Origin of the sequence: Pyrinomonas methylaliphatogenes (assembly GCF_000820845.2) — a bacterium.
In the GTDB taxonomy this organism is placed as follows: Bacteria; Acidobacteriota; Blastocatellia; order Pyrinomonadales; family Pyrinomonadaceae; genus Pyrinomonas; species Pyrinomonas methylaliphatogenes.
Genome location: NZ_CBXV010000005.1, coordinates 71,687 through 85,524, shown reverse-complemented (window position 1 = coordinate 85,524; position 13,838 = coordinate 71,687). Strand labels below are relative to the sequence as shown.

The 13,838-nt window shown below is 58.5% G+C and carries 13 protein-coding genes, 2 tRNA genes and 1 pseudogene; 9 read left to right on the top strand and 7 right to left on the bottom strand.

Annotated features, from left to right (window positions below; all coding sequences use genetic code 11):
• Nucleotides 1–7: 7 nt before the first annotated feature.
• The 7 genes and pseudogenes from PYK22_RS07515 to PYK22_RS07490 form a co-directional block, all read right to left on the bottom strand.
• A complete protein-coding gene (locus PYK22_RS07515) occupies nucleotides 8–862 on the bottom strand; it encodes a purine-nucleoside phosphorylase (protein WP_211197639.1) in 855 nt (284 codons plus the stop codon).
• A 71-nt stretch (nucleotides 863–933) separates the two neighbouring features.
• Nucleotides 934–2,214 (bottom strand): NupC/NupG family nucleoside CNT transporter, encoded by a 1,281-nt coding sequence (locus PYK22_RS18330; RefSeq protein ID WP_041976059.1) that lies wholly within the window; start codon nucleotides 2,212–2,214, stop codon nucleotides 934–936.
• A gap of 180 nt (nucleotides 2,215–2,394) precedes the next feature.
• Nucleotides 2,395–3,219 (bottom strand): annotated as a pseudogene (locus PYK22_RS18325) (WD40/YVTN/BNR-like repeat-containing protein); the annotation flags it as partial.
• Nucleotides 3,220–3,388: 169 nt separating this feature from the next.
• Nucleotides 3,389–4,693 carry a thymidine phosphorylase gene (locus PYK22_RS07505; protein WP_041975844.1) on the bottom strand — a complete coding sequence of 435 codons (1,305 nt, stop codon included), beginning with the start codon at nucleotides 4,691–4,693 and terminating at the stop codon, nucleotides 3,389–3,391.
• Between the two features lie 398 nt (nucleotides 4,694–5,091).
• Nucleotides 5,092–5,571: a 2-C-methyl-D-erythritol 2,4-cyclodiphosphate synthase gene (gene ispF, locus PYK22_RS07500; protein ID WP_041975842.1), complete on the bottom strand. Its 480-nt coding sequence runs from the start codon at nucleotides 5,569–5,571 to the stop codon at nucleotides 5,092–5,094.
• 159 nt (nucleotides 5,572–5,730) lie between these two features.
• A tRNA-Arg gene (locus PYK22_RS07495) sits at nucleotides 5,731–5,807 on the bottom strand.
• 34 nt (nucleotides 5,808–5,841) lie between these two features.
• Entirely contained in the window at nucleotides 5,842–6,231 is a 390-nt protein-coding gene (locus PYK22_RS07490; RefSeq protein ID WP_235789157.1) for a c-type cytochrome, read from the bottom strand.
• Nucleotides 6,232–6,422: 191 nt separating this feature from the next.
• Here PYK22_RS07490 and PYK22_RS07485 point away from each other — a divergent pair, with 191 nt between their 5' ends.
• From PYK22_RS07485 to PYK22_RS07445, 9 genes are all read left to right on the top strand, one after another.
• Nucleotides 6,423–7,178 (top strand): chlorite dismutase family protein, encoded by a 756-nt coding sequence (locus PYK22_RS07485; protein WP_211197638.1) that lies wholly within the window; start codon nucleotides 6,423–6,425, stop codon nucleotides 7,176–7,178.
• A gap of 69 nt (nucleotides 7,179–7,247) precedes the next feature.
• Nucleotides 7,248–10,058, top strand: a complete 2,811-nt coding sequence (locus tag PYK22_RS07480) for a hypothetical protein (protein ID WP_041975838.1) — start codon at nucleotides 7,248–7,250, stop codon at nucleotides 10,056–10,058.
• Between the two features lie 360 nt (nucleotides 10,059–10,418).
• Complete coding sequence (locus PYK22_RS18320; protein ID WP_041975836.1) at nucleotides 10,419–10,625, top strand: hypothetical protein; 207 nt, start codon at nucleotides 10,419–10,421, stop codon at nucleotides 10,623–10,625.
• Entirely contained in the window at nucleotides 10,564–10,881 is a 318-nt protein-coding gene (locus PYK22_RS07470; protein WP_157770741.1) for a hypothetical protein, read from the top strand. Before PYK22_RS18320 ends, PYK22_RS07470 begins: the two co-directional genes overlap by 62 nt.
• Nucleotides 10,833–11,183: a nucleotidyltransferase gene (locus PYK22_RS18315; RefSeq protein ID WP_162199816.1), complete on the top strand. Its 351-nt coding sequence runs from the start codon at nucleotides 10,833–10,835 to the stop codon at nucleotides 11,181–11,183. The genes PYK22_RS07470 and PYK22_RS18315 overlap by 49 nt, the downstream gene beginning before the upstream one ends.
• A gap of 396 nt (nucleotides 11,184–11,579) precedes the next feature.
• Nucleotides 11,580–11,855, top strand: a complete 276-nt coding sequence (locus tag PYK22_RS07460) for an acylphosphatase (protein WP_041975830.1) — start codon at nucleotides 11,580–11,582, stop codon at nucleotides 11,853–11,855.
• Between the two features lie 51 nt (nucleotides 11,856–11,906).
• On the top strand, nucleotides 11,907–12,464 hold the full coding sequence (locus PYK22_RS07455; RefSeq protein ID WP_041975828.1) for an adenine phosphoribosyltransferase: 558 nt from the start codon (nucleotides 11,907–11,909) through the stop codon (nucleotides 12,462–12,464).
• Between the two features lie 25 nt (nucleotides 12,465–12,489).
• A tRNA-Arg gene (locus PYK22_RS07450) sits at nucleotides 12,490–12,566 on the top strand.
• A gap of 469 nt (nucleotides 12,567–13,035) precedes the next feature.
• Nucleotides 13,036–13,605, top strand: a complete 570-nt coding sequence (locus PYK22_RS07445) for a group I truncated hemoglobin (protein WP_083437692.1) — start codon at nucleotides 13,036–13,038, stop codon at nucleotides 13,603–13,605.
• Nucleotides 13,606–13,838: the final 233 nt, after the last annotated feature.

Here is a 13,838-nt window from a genome sequence, read left to right as displayed (position 1 = left end):
GCCCATCTCAAACGACCAGACGCGGGATAACGCGCCGCAGGAGTTGCGTGAACTGCTCGCGCACGCGCTCGCCCGTCTCCATCACCTCTTCGTGATTGATCGGTTGATTGAGGATTCCTGCCGCCATGTTCGTGATACACGAGATGCCGAGCACGCGCATCCCCATGTGCCGCGCCACGATCGCCTCGGGGACGGTGCTCATGCCGACGGCATCCGCGCCCAGAATGCGCAACATGCGTATCTCAGCCGGGGTCTCATAACTCGGCCCGGCCATCGCCGCGTAAACGCCGTGTCTCAGTTCGATGCCGAGGGCGCGCGCCTCTTCCGCCACGATGCGCCGAAAATCGGCATCGTAGACTTCCGTCATGTCCGGGAAACGCGGACCGAAGCGATCGTCGTTGGGCCCGCGCAAAGGGTTGGCCCCCATCATGTTGATATGGTCGGTGATGACCATCAGCGAGCCTTGCGAGAAAGCGTTGTTGATTCCACCGGCAGCGTTAGTCAGCACGAGCGCGCGCGCACCAAGCATGGCGAGGACGCGAATCGGAAAAGTCACTTCCTCGAACGAGTAACCTTCGTAGTAATGGAATCGCCCCTGCATCACAGCCACCGGAGTCTCTTCGACCTCGCCGAGCACAAGTCTGCCCGCATGGCCTTCGACCGTCGAACGGGCAAAGCCGGGGATTTCGTCATAGGAGATGACGGTCGCCTCAGCCAATCCATCGGCGAAACCGCCCAATCCGCTCCCTAAGACTAACGCGACGCGCGGTTCCGTTTGACTGCGTGCGCGGATCGTTCTGGCAGCGTGTTCCACTCTTTCATAGAGACCGCCGATCGGTGCCGTCATACCTGAGCCGTTCATCTTTCATCCCCCTTCGTGCGAAAGTCCGAACTCGAAAGATCCCAAGAATATCGTAACCTCACCGGGAAAGATTAGATCAAGATGCCGGCCAGCGTCGCCGTCAAACAGGTGGCGATGAAACCGCCGATGAGCGCGCGAAAGCCTAAGCGCGCCAGATCCGATCGGCGATTCGGCGCGAGGCTGCCGATCCCGCCGATTTGAATGCCGATCGAGGAGAAGTTCGCAAAACCGCAGAGCGCATAGGTCGCGATCAGGATCGAGCGCGGTTGCAACATCCCCTGCACGTTGCCGCCCAAAGGCGACAGCTTCAAATAGGCGACGAACTCGTTCAGCACGAGTTTCGTCCCCAGCAGATCGCCCACCGCCATCGCATCGCGCCAAGGGACGCCCATTAAGAAGGTGAGCGGCGCGAAGATCGCTCCGAGGATGAACTCGAGATTGAACGGGCGTCCCAAAGCGTTATTGATTCCGGTCACCGAACCGATCCAACCGAGCAGCGCGTTGATCAGGGCGATCAACGCGATAAAGGCGATGAGCATCGCGGCGACGTTGATCGCTAACCGCATCCCATCGCTCGCGCCGCGCGCCGCCGCGTCGATCACGTTCACGTCGGTGCGTTCCATGTTCATGCGCACGACGCCCAGAGTCTCCGGCTTCTCCTTCTCCGGATACATGATCTTTGCCACCATCATGCTCGCCGGCGCCGTCATCACGCTGGCCGTCAACAAGAAGACGGGATCGATCCCCAATCCGATGTAAGCCGCCATCACGCCGCCGGAGATGTGCGCCATCCCGCTCGTCATCACGGTCATCAGCTCCGACATCGTCATTGACTTGACGTATGGCGCGACGACGAGCGGGGCTTCCGTCTGTCCCATGAAGACGTTGGCAGCCGTCGAAAGGGATTCAGCGCCGCTCGTCCGCATCGTGCGCGCCATCACGACCGCCATCGCATAGACCACACGCTGCATGATGCCAAGATAGTAGAGGATGGCGAAGAGCGAAGCGACGAAGATGATCGTCGGCAGGATTTTGAAAGCGAAGACGATACCATAGCGGTTGACGAACGCGGCGGCGTCAGGCATGTTGCGGCTGAGCGCCTCGATGTAGCTCGGATCGGCCAACCGCCCGAAGACGAATCTGGCGCCTTCGTCGGAGAAGGCCAACAACTTCGACACGCCTTTTCCGATCCGATCGAAGAGGGCGAACCCGATCCGCGTCCGCAAGATCAAAAGCGCAAAAACGATCTGCAGCGAAAATCCCCAGAAGATCACGCGCGGACGGATCGCGCGCCGATCGTTCGATAGCAGGAACAGGATGGCAAGCAAGGTGATGATCCCCAGTAAACCGATGAGTCGCGTGCTGAGCGGCGGCGGATTCTCGCGCAAGACCTCGTGAATGGTCTTCGCGGGCGTGGCGGTCGCCGCGGCTGGACCACTGGCTTCGAACGCCGATGTTTGCCCTTGAGCGTTCGCGATCACAAGATGGCCGCCGCTTATAGCGACCGCGGCGACCGGCCAAACCACGTTCGCCTTCTCCCATCGCCCGCCGCCATCGCTCGTGCGCCACAACGCGCCATCGTCCGCGAGCGCATAGCCGCGATTTGCATCGAGGAAACGGACGGCGATGAGATCTTTCGCGCCATCCGCCCGCCTTCGCTCCCAACTCGCCCCGCCATCCGCCGTGCGATGCACGTCGCCGTTTGCGCCGACGACCCACGCGCGCTCGGCATCAAGCGCGAAGGCGGCGATGTGATTCGTCGTGTCATCGCGCGCGCCCTCAAGCTGCCAAGTCTCTCCGCCATCGCGCGTATGCAGAAGTTGCCCGCCGTCGCCGACTACCCAACCATTGTCTCGATCGACAAACCAAACCCCGCGCAAGGTATGGGCCGCCGAGGTCTGTTTACGCTGCCAGTTTTTGCCGCCATCGTCGGAACGGATGACCAGACCGCGACCATCGCTCGTCTCGCCGACGATGAAAGCGCGCTCTCGCCCGGCGAACGCGACCGCATACAAACGCCCGTCGGCGCTCGCGCCCGCCTCCACTTCGCGCCATGTGCGCCCGCCATCATCTGACAACAAGATGCGCGCGCGCCCGTCCGCCGACCGCCCGATGATCAGACCGAACGGGCCGTTCAAGGCGACGCCGGTCCAGTCCGCTTGGATCGGTCCAGCCAGATCGGTCCAACTCTTTCCGCCATCCTCCGTCCGGCGGATGAGGCCGTTTGCCCCGACCATCAAACCATGCTCGTCGTCGGCGAAAGCGATGGCGTTGATTTTGTTTGTCGTTTGTGCGTAAACGGGCGTGAGACCAAGGAGCGCGAAAAACAGGAGCAGATTGACGAACACCCTTTTCATCTTCAAGACCTTTCCGATCAAGTTCGGGGAACAATCATCCTCACGCAATTTCGATCCGCGGCGCACATACTCCCGCCTGTGCCTTTCCGATCAAGTTCGGGGAACAGTCATCCTCACGCAAGGCGTGCCCGATCGATTTCAACATCGCTGATCGGAGCGATTCTCGCGTTCACTCGAAAGCCTCTTTGATAAGCGGAGCGCGGCGCGGCCTCTCCGACGCCAACCGGAAAGCTTCACGCAAAGTCGCGCGCGCTTCCTCCAATCGCGCCGGATCGTTGTAGTAGATGCGCGCTAACACCTCACCGCGATCCACGCGATCGCCGATCTTCTTGTTGAGCACGATCCCAACAGCCGGATCTATCTGATCCTCGACCCGCACCCGCCCGGCACCGAGCATCATGCTCGCCACGCCGACGCGCTCGGCATCGAGCTTTGTGACATACCCCCCTTCTTCGCTCAAAAGCTCTTCGATCCGCGCCGCGCGCGGAAGACGATCGTAATCATCAACGATCGCCGGATCGCCGCCTTGCGCTTCGATCGACTGACGGAACTTTTCCACCCCAGCTCCGCTCTGCAAACAAGCGCGGACAAGCGACCGCGCCGCTTCGACCGTATCGCTCAATCCGCCGACGACGAGCATCCGCGCCGTCAGTTCGATGCAAAGCGATGTCAGATCCTTCGGACCGCGCCCGCGCAAAGTCTCAAGGCACTCGATGACTTCAAGCGCGTTGCCAACGGCATTGCCCAAAGGCTGGTCCATATCGGTCAACAGCGCGACCGTGCGCACGCCGGCGCCACGTCCGATCCCGACCAACGCTTCGGCGAGCGCGCGCGCCTCTTTGGGACGCTTCATGAAAGCGCCGCTTCCTACTTTCACATCGAGCACAAGGCCGTTTAATCCTTCGGCCAACTTCTTCGACATGATCGAAGCGGCGATCAAGGGGATAGATTCGACCGTCGCCGTCACGTCGCGCAACGCATAGAGTTTGCGGTCGGCTGGCGCGATCTCTTCCGTCTGCCCGATCATCGCCATGCCGACCCGCTTGAGCACATCGCGGAATTCGTCGAGCGAAAGACGCACGCGATAGCCGGGAATCGATTCGAGCTTATCGAGCGTGCCGCCCGTATGCCCCAACCCGCGCCCCGAGATCATCGGCACGCAGAGACCCAGCGCGGCGGCGAGCGGCGCGATCACAAGCGACGTTTTATCGCCGACGCCGCCGGTCGAATGCTTATCCACTTTCGGCTTCGGGATCTCCGAAAGGTCGAGCGTCCGGCCCGAATGGAGCATCTCTTCGGTGAGCGCGAGCCGTTCAGCCTCGCTCATGCCTCGCCAGAAGATGGCCATCAAAAGCGCCGAGGCTTGATAATCGGCCCACTCGCCGCTCGTCACACCGCGCACAAAATAGGCTATCTCATCGCGCGTGAGTTCACCGCCATCGCGTTTGTGGCGAATGACATCCTGTGGTCTCATCAAATTGTCACTTCCCCGCAGATGACCGACACCCAAGCTGAACAGGCAAGCCTCTTATCGGACCGAACTCCGCGCCGATTTATACAACGCCTCGCGCGCTTACGCCAAATCGAGAAACGAAATCTCGCCCCCATTCCGGCGATCGAGTCAGTCAGAGGCTCGAATCCCCCAGCGGGACGTTAAAACGATCCTCGCTCTCCTCTCGATCTCCAATTCTGAATGGCCTCACCGCTCGCGCGACGCATGCATCGCGCGAGAGCGATCCCTAATTCCGCTTATCTCGAATTCGGAAAGGTCTCAACGCCATCGCGACGAGAATTATTGCTCACTCCTGAGACCGCTAACCGCCGAACAGAAGATCGAAGCGACCGAGAATTCGCTCTGAAACCGAATAACGGTCAAGCGTTTCGCATCAGCAGGACAACCGCTTGAGCTGAGATCGCGCGTCCTTCACCGACCGCATCCATCCCTTCGCCAGTCTTCGCCTTGACGCTCACGCGCTCGGCACTGACTCCGAGGATAGCGGCGAGCTTCTCGCGCATCGCTGCAACATACGGACGCAGTTTGGGCCGCTCCAGCATGATGACCGCGTCGACGTTCTCTACGGCGTAGCCGCGTTCTTTGACCAACCACATGACGCGCGCGAGGAGTTGCAAACTATCGGCATTCCGCCATTGCGGATCGTGGTCAGGGAAATGCGTTCCGATATCGCCTTCGGCCAACGCGCCAAGAATCGCGTCGATTATGGCGTGTGTGAGCACATCGGCATCCGAATGGCCCTCAGCGCCAAACGCGGAAAGGATCGAAACGCCGCCGATGATGAGCGGACGCCCTTCAACCAAACGATGCGTATCGCAACCGATGCCGATGCGGAACATAACGACGACCGCGCGCCCCGCGTCAATCGCGAACGAAACGCCGAATACCTCTCAAACCATCGATCGAACCGCTCTCTCCGAGCTCTTCCTCTTTATCGGCCCTGGATGATTGATGGGATAAAGAACGGGTAGCCTGCGGGCTACCCGTAGATTTTAAGCTGGTGCACCCGGCAGGACTCGAACCTGCGACCTTTTGATTCGAAGTCAAACGCTCTATCCAGCTGAGCTACGGGTGCACCGAAACCTTCGACCGACTTCGAATAGAGGCGCTCATCTGTTCGACTGCCCTTGAATCTCTTGCCTTATGTAGCGGACCAACGCATCTATCTGGTCCGGCGTTAATCTTCCGGCGAAAGGCGGCATCGCCCCCTTGCCGTTGATTATCTGCTGACGCAACTGTTCGTCACTCAAAGCTCGCGCTTGCGCCGATTTCAGGTTCACGTTAGCGACGAACTGCGTCATCGCCGTACCCTCCCCCTTCGCCCCGTGACAGGTAGCGCATTCGCGTTGGAAGATGGCGCGCGCTTTGGCCAGTTCATCGCTCCCGGCTGCGACCTCTCGATTTGGAGAACTCTGACAAGCGGAGAAAACAAGGACGCCCAAGATGCTTGTGGCAATTGAGATTCTCGCCCATCTCCCGCGAGCCGCCCCACCGTTCATCGTGCCCCTTTCCATTTCAGCCTATGCAGTATAGCCAAATCGAAGCGCGATGAACAAGCGCCGGATCGCGAAGAGCGCGCATCGGCTGCCGCGTTTTTCTCCTCGCCGAAGCTTGTGAGATAATCTTTTCGAATATCGATGCGGTACGCCGCGTCAGAAGAAAGCAATCATCCGCGTGAGGTGGCAGAAAAATGAGCGCTGATGTGATGACCCAAAGTCCGGTCGAAGAGGCGCGCTTGCGCGTTTCCGAAGAAAGACGACCTTCGACTCGCCGTCAGTTCGTCAACTTCACCTTCTACCATGTCCGCCCGGAATGGCGCCTGCTGGATGAAAAGATCAAAGAGGAAGCCAAACGGGAATTCGTCCACGTCGTGGACGAATTCCGCGGACCGCTTATTATTCAAACCTACTCTCTGGTCGGTCTACGAACGAATGCCGATTTCATGATCTGGAGGATCGGTTACGAACTCGATCCGTTCCAGGAGATGACCGCACGGCTCAACCGCACCGTCCTCGGGCGTTATCTGGAGATCACACAATCCTTCCTGTCCATGACCAAACGCTCGATCTACATGGACAAAGAGAACCCGGAGCATGTCGAGGATCGCCTCCATATCATCCCCGGCAAAGCCAAATACCTTTTCGTCTACCCGTTCATCAAAACCCGCAGTTGGTACGCGCTCCCGTTCGATGAGCGGCAGGAGATGATGGATGAACATATCCGCGTCGGATCGAAATATCCGTCCGTTAAATTGAACACGACCTATTCTTTCGGGCTCGACGATCAGGAGTTCGTCGTCGCCTTCGAAACCGACGAGCCAGCCGATTTCCTCGATCTCGTACAGGAGTTGCGCGAAACCAAAGCGAGCATGTACACGCTACGCGATACGCCGATGTACACGTGCCGCTTGCGCCCTTTGGCCGAATGTTTGGAAGAGATCGGTTAAGCTTCAACGCGGGATCGTGTGATGGCTCGGCGTGAGCGACGCGCGCCGGGATAAGGATCTGATTCGAAGGTGACCCCGAATCTCACCTTTCAGTTGCCTCTGAGAGCTACTCTCCTCCTCCTCTTGAGCGGCGCGGCTTTAGCGCAAACAGCGCAACGAGCTGCGCCGCCCATCTTTCTCTGGTATGAAGCCGAAAATATGCAGGGGCTATCGCGCGACGCGCGAAATGAGCCCATCTTGAACCCTTCGTGGATCGATCCGCCGCGCGAGCGCGCGCCCGGTTGGGGGATTAGTGGGCCTGGCGTCTCGGCTGAGTGGTCGCAAGGAGGCGAAAGCGAATGGAACTCGGTCGCCGCGAGCGCCGATGAGACGCGCGCCGCGCTCTTTCAGGAGATAGAGATACCGCGCAGCGGCAGATATCGCGTTTGGGTGCGCTACGCCGACTGGGCCAAGAGAACGGAGAACTTCAGCGTGCGACTTGTGCAACGCGGACGCGAGATCTTTCGACACGAATTCGGCGCGCGGGACCTGCTCGACCCACATGATGAGGTGAGCATGTACTGGGGGTGGGCCTTCGTCTGGGATGGCGCCGAATGCGATCTGGTGAAAGGGCCTGCCACGCTTTACCTTGAGATCGAAAAGCGCGCCGAGGCGCGCCGTCAAGTCGATTGCCTGCTGATCACGAACGATCTGAATTTCAGACCGGAAGGGCGACGAAAGCCCGAATTCCCCGCCCTTCGCCTACTGCGCGAGTGGAGCGAAAAGCGCACGCCGGTTGCCCCGCTACTTGAAAGCGATCCGCGCGCACCTGTTCCTCGCTCCTGGCAGAGGCCGAAACTGGCCGGAAGGGACTTTCTGCTCCCGTGGAACATCGCGCCGGAATTCTGGAAGCTTTACGACCGCCCGCCAGCCGACCGCCCGCTCTACCCGTTCAACGCCGAGCCCATAGAAGAGTTCATCGCAAAGTACAAAGGCAAACGCGATGTGCCGATCTTCTCATCACCGCTCATCGCCCCGGTCATCTATATCAACGAACTGCCACAACTCTTGCGCGAAGGGAGTCCGTTTCTTCGTTACTTGCGCGAGACGCGCGCTCCCTTCGCCGTCCTCATCAACTACGGCACGGCGCAGATGTCCGATGAAGAGGGGCGATCCGCTTGGCGATTGTTAACGGGCGAGTTGCGCGACCAGTTTTTGGGTTGGATCTCAGGCGAGAGCATCGGGCACGTGTGGGGCGAAGTAGCGCAAGAACTGCGGCTCTCACCGACCGCGCCGCGTCGCGATCTGCTCGAAGCCTATCATCGAGCCTACACGCGAGCGCTCGAGCGAAAATGGAGCGCGCTCTTTCACACGCCGACCGGACCGATGTGGGATAAACTGATCGTCGCACAATCCACTTCGAGCACCGCTTACGCGCACGCGCTCGGGCGCTGGGGATGCCGCATCATCGGACTGGAGACAGCAGCGGTGCAACCGATCTTCGCCCTTCGTCTCGGCTTCACGCGCGGCGCCGCCAGGCAATACGGCGCGGCGATCCTCTACTACCATGCTCCCAACTTCGGCGATACGGCGACCACCTTCACCAAACAACAGAACTTCGCCGGGCCAGATTATTTCTACCACACGCGCTACGGCCCAACGATGGGGCCCTCTCTCTCTTGGTATCGCAAAAGCCTCTACTACTACTACATGGCCGGCGTCTCGGCCATCTACTTCGAACAGGGTTTCGATCAATTCTTCAAACCCGGACCGGGCGATCATCCCTTTCAACTGAACCCGCTCGGCAGGATCACCGATGAGTTCGTCCGCTTCGTCGAAAAGCATCCCGAGCGAGGCATCCCGTATACTCCGGTCGCCTTTCTGCTCGATCCAGCGCACGGTTGGGATATGACCGATTACCCGCACCTTCCGTTCGGCGTCTCGCCGATCAATCGGAGCGACCGCGCGCTACGCGAGTTGCTGACCGCAGCCTACTATCCCGCCCCGGCAGTTGAAGGCGAACCGGCGACGGGCGATCGGCAAGCTTTCGTCAACTCGATCTTCGGCGACATCTTCGACGTGCTCGTCGCCTCGGCCGAGGGGGGCGAAGCGCTCGATGCCTACCGCGCCCTGATCGTCGGCGGTCGCATCGCGTGGACGCCCGAATGGGAACGGAGACTGACATCATACGTCGAAAGCGGCGGCACGCTCGTTCTTAACGCGGCGCAGGCCGCTGGCTTATCGCCCGAACTGCTCGGCCTGCGCCTTCGTCGAGAGATGCGCGAAACCGATCGCGCGGAATGTTTGCTGCCGGAAGCTGAAAGTCCAGACCTGAGCGGTCAACCTTTCCGCTACCAACTCGTCGAGTTGCGCGGCGCGCAAACGCTGATGCGCACTCCGAGCGGCGATCCTTTGGTCACCAGTCACCGCTTGGGGCGCGGGCGCGTCATCTTCTGCGCGATCCCTGATCTACTCGGCGAGGATGAGAGGTTGACGACCGTAGCGGCACATCTGCTGATCCATCTACTTGCCGAAGCGACGCCCGTTGAAATAAACGGCGAGGTGGAAAGGGCGATCAACCGCACGGAGCGAGGCTTCGTCATCACGCTCATTAACAACAACGGCGTCTTCAAACCGCAACAAGGATTAGCCCAGGTCGATCGTCGAGCGGAAGTCGCAGTGACGATCAAGTTGAAAAGGCAAAAGATCGCAACCGCCAACGAGTGGACCGAAAACGCCCCGCTTGAGATCGACCATCGAACCGATGAGATCCGTCTCCGCATCCCCCCGGGCGATCTGCGGATCGTCGAGATAAAGGTCGGCGATCCCGCAGTTCATCGCGCCCCAGCTTTGGAGCCGTGGACGAACCGCCGCCACGAAGGGCGCTATAGAGGCCAATAGCGAAAGCGAATTGAAGCGCGCGGCTGACGCTGACAGTGACCTCAGACTGATCGCCCCGCCCTCTTCCACATTCGCCACACGCGATTGGCGCGCAGAAGTTTCATCGCCGTTGCCAAGGTAATGGGTTTATCGCTCCCTCAGCTCTGTTGTGCTCGCAAACCCGCTCGATCAAAAACTGCTGCAACAAAGGTGATGGGTTTATTGCTCCCTCAGCTCCGTTGTCTTATAATCGCTCCCTGAATACTTTCTGACTTAGAACGTAGTCGCAGCCTTTTCGTGCAAAATGTCCTACTAAAACGCTAATGAGAAGAATCGCTGAGAATTTGCTCAGAAGCAAAGCTTCGATGGACCAAAACGAGGATGATCCCTAGAAACAATCCACTGCTAAAAGAGTTCGAAGAAGGGCTCGACCGAACACCGGTAAATTACCTAGAGAACTTGCGCGTTTTTCTCCTGTTGCTCGAAGAGGCGCGCTCTCTTGGAGCGCTACCGCTAAAGCACCCGCTTGAAGACATCGAACTTGATATCCGTTACGCCCGTGCAATCAATTCAGTTGGAACCCCTTGAGCGCATCGCGCGCGCCCTTGAAGCAGTCGGTATCTCCTACATGATCATCGGCGGACAAGCGGTGTTGTTCTATGGCGAACCTAGGTTGACTAAGGATATCGACATCACCTTAGCCGCCAACGTCGATGATCTGGCTAGAGTCCTAACTGCTGTTGAACTCGCGAACCTCCATCCACTCGTAGATCCGCAAGAGTTCGTGGCGCAACTATGGTGTTGCCTTGCCAAGATAGCGCAAGCGGCTTGCGGGTCGATCTGATCTTCTCTTTCTCTCCATATAAGCAACAGGCGATCGAACGCGCAGTCCGAGCGCAAGTAGGAAATACGATCGTTCGTTTCGCGTCAGCGGAAGACCTCATCATCCATAAGATCATCGCTGGCCGCGAACGCGACCTCGAAGACGTCGAGCGTATCTTAAGGAAGAGAGGCGACGTGGATTTCAGCTACATTGAAAACTGGTTGCAACAATTTGCCACTGTCATCGACGCGCCGTTAGTTGAGGAACTGGAAAAGATCAGATCGAAAGTCAAAGGCCAGGAATCCGGCAGGCGGGTTCGCTAAACATTCGAACTCTCGCACCTTTTGCTGTCGCGCCACCTCGGTTGAGCATGCGTGTGTGAAGAAGCGCCGTCCGCACGCCCTTGTGTCAGTCGCACGGTCCACGCCGGCTTCTTCGCGCACCAAGATCACAAGGTAACCTTCCTGACTCAAAATCACCTTGATCGCCGACATTGCGCCTCCTGCAAATAGCCGCAGAGGAACAGCCGCGCGGAGAGAGCTTGGCTGCGGCGTCGAGGCGCTTGTTCGTCTCTTCAGGACCAAGCGGGAAAAGCATCGATCTTTAGCTCTCTCATCTCCGCTCAGCGATGAACAGAGCAAACATGCGTTTTTCCAGGTTGCTTTTTCGAGCTCTTTTCCTTTAGCATAGCCTGCTCTGGAAGAACGCTGTCCTATGCTATGAATATCGCACGACGGTTCTTCATCAGCGGCGAAGTTCAAGGCGTCGGCTATCGCTTCTTCGCTCAACGAGCAGCGGCGCGTCATCAAATCACCGGATATGTTCGCAATCTACCCGATGGGCGCGTCGAGGTTTGGGCTGAAGGGATGCCAGCGAATATCGAAGGGTTCAAGAAAGATCTGGCGACCGGACCGCGCCTGGCGATCGTCGAAAAGATCGAAGAGGTCGCAGTCGAACCGACTGGACAATACACCTCCTTTCTCATCGAAAGGTGAATGCGGTAGATTTCGCTCGGCGAACATCTCGACACACAGGATCAGCGCCTTATGACCGACGTTAAAGCTAACTTCTCAACCGAATCGGCAGAGGATCTGAAGAGACTTATCCGCGAGATCCCCGACTTTCCCAAACCTGGGATCATCTTCTACGACATCACAACCTTACTTAAACATCCCGAGGGCCTGCGTCGCACGGTCGATGGCTTGGCCGCACAGCTTCAGGGGATAAAAGTTGATACCGTAGTCGGCATCGAAGCGCGCGGCTTTATCTTCGCGCCAGCGCTCGCTTACCATTTGGGAGCAGGCTTCGTGCCCGTGCGCAAGCCGCGGAAACTTCCAGCCGAACGCGCCTCGATCACTTATGAACTGGAGTACGGTCAAGACACTCTGGAGATACACCGCGATGCGATCGGTGATGGCCATCGCGTCATCATCGCCGATGATCTATTGGCGACAGGCGGCACGGCTAAGGCTGTAGTGGATCTGGTGGAGAGTCTGGGCGGAAAAGTCGTCGGACTCGTTTTCGTCATCGAGCTTGAGTTCCTGAACGGACGCCGAAGGCTCGAAGGTTACGATGTGCGCTCGCTGATCAAGTACCAATCGTGATAATCTCTCCATAGGCTTTCGATGTGCTCCCGTAGCTCAGCTGCATAGAGCGTCCGCCTCCTAAGCGGAAGGTCACCGGTTGGAGTCCGGTCGGGAGCACCAGCAATTTCGATATCTTCTAAAAACCCTTCGACATTTATCGCACACACAAACATACACGTAGTCCGGTCATAAACCGCACGGGCTGAAATCCAGCGGCCTCCGGGCGGATGTGGCGAATGATGGTGATGAGGCGATTGGTCAAGAGGTCATTTCCCTAAGAGCGCGAGAAACGATCGTTTCAATCATTAAGGGGAGCGCTCTTCGTGCGAACGGACGCGCAGCCGCCGTTTATCTTCTAGCTTGTCAAGCGGTCGCCCGCTCCCGATTGAAGGCGGCGAAACTGCGTCAGGCTCACAAGTATGAATTCCCTTAAGGGGATGGTATTTGGAAATCCAACTATCTCTCGGGTTACGTAGATTTTGTGAATCGTCTTCCAGCCGGTTCCAAACATCTTTATTCGCTGCCCCCGAACCGGTGGAGGACTGGCGTTAAGCGAGTCGCGACTTTGAACTATGGAGGAGAAGCAAAGATGCGCAAGCTCCTACTATCGTTGTTACTAACCTGCAGCATAGTCGGTGAAGTTCTGGCTCAAGGCGCGTCCTCGTCATCCGGCGAGCAGAAGAAGACGCTCTATGAACGGCTCGGCGGCGAAGCGGCCATCTCAGCTGTGGTGGACGATTTCGCTCAAAGAGTGTTGGCCGACCCGCGCATTAACCAGAAGTTCGCCAAGAGCAACGCGCCGCGGCTGCTCTACTTTCTCAAACAGCAGATTTGCGCGGCGACGGGCGGTCCGTGCAAGTACGAAGGGCGCGACATGCAAACGGCCCACCGGAACATGGGGATCACCAACGGTGAATTCAACGCGTTAGTCGAAGATCTTGTGGCGACGCTCAACAAGTTTAACGTGCCCAAGCCCGAGCAAGATGAGCTGCTTGGGATCCTTGCTCCGATGAGGTCGCAGATCGTTGAGGTGCAAAGCGACGCGACCGGGACGCCGCTTCCGGCCGATTTTAAGCCTGCGCCGCCACTGCCCGAGAAGAAAATAAAGGCGGGACCTTTTCCGAAGAAAAATCAGCGCAAGATGAAGGCCAGAAGATGAAACACTCCTGAAGAACGGCAACGGTCCGCGATGACCGAAGACGCTCCTTCTCCTGAGCGCGCGCTCGCTTCTTGGATCTGAAGCCCCTCGCAGACAGCGAGCGCGCTGATCAGCGAGAGCATCAATGTAGAGCCGATCGAGAATTGCGATGCGAGCGAAGGTCAATCGCCCGAAGGCGTCTTGTTCCTCGATTGAGAGATGACACGACGCCCCATCCGATGATGCTCTCGCGC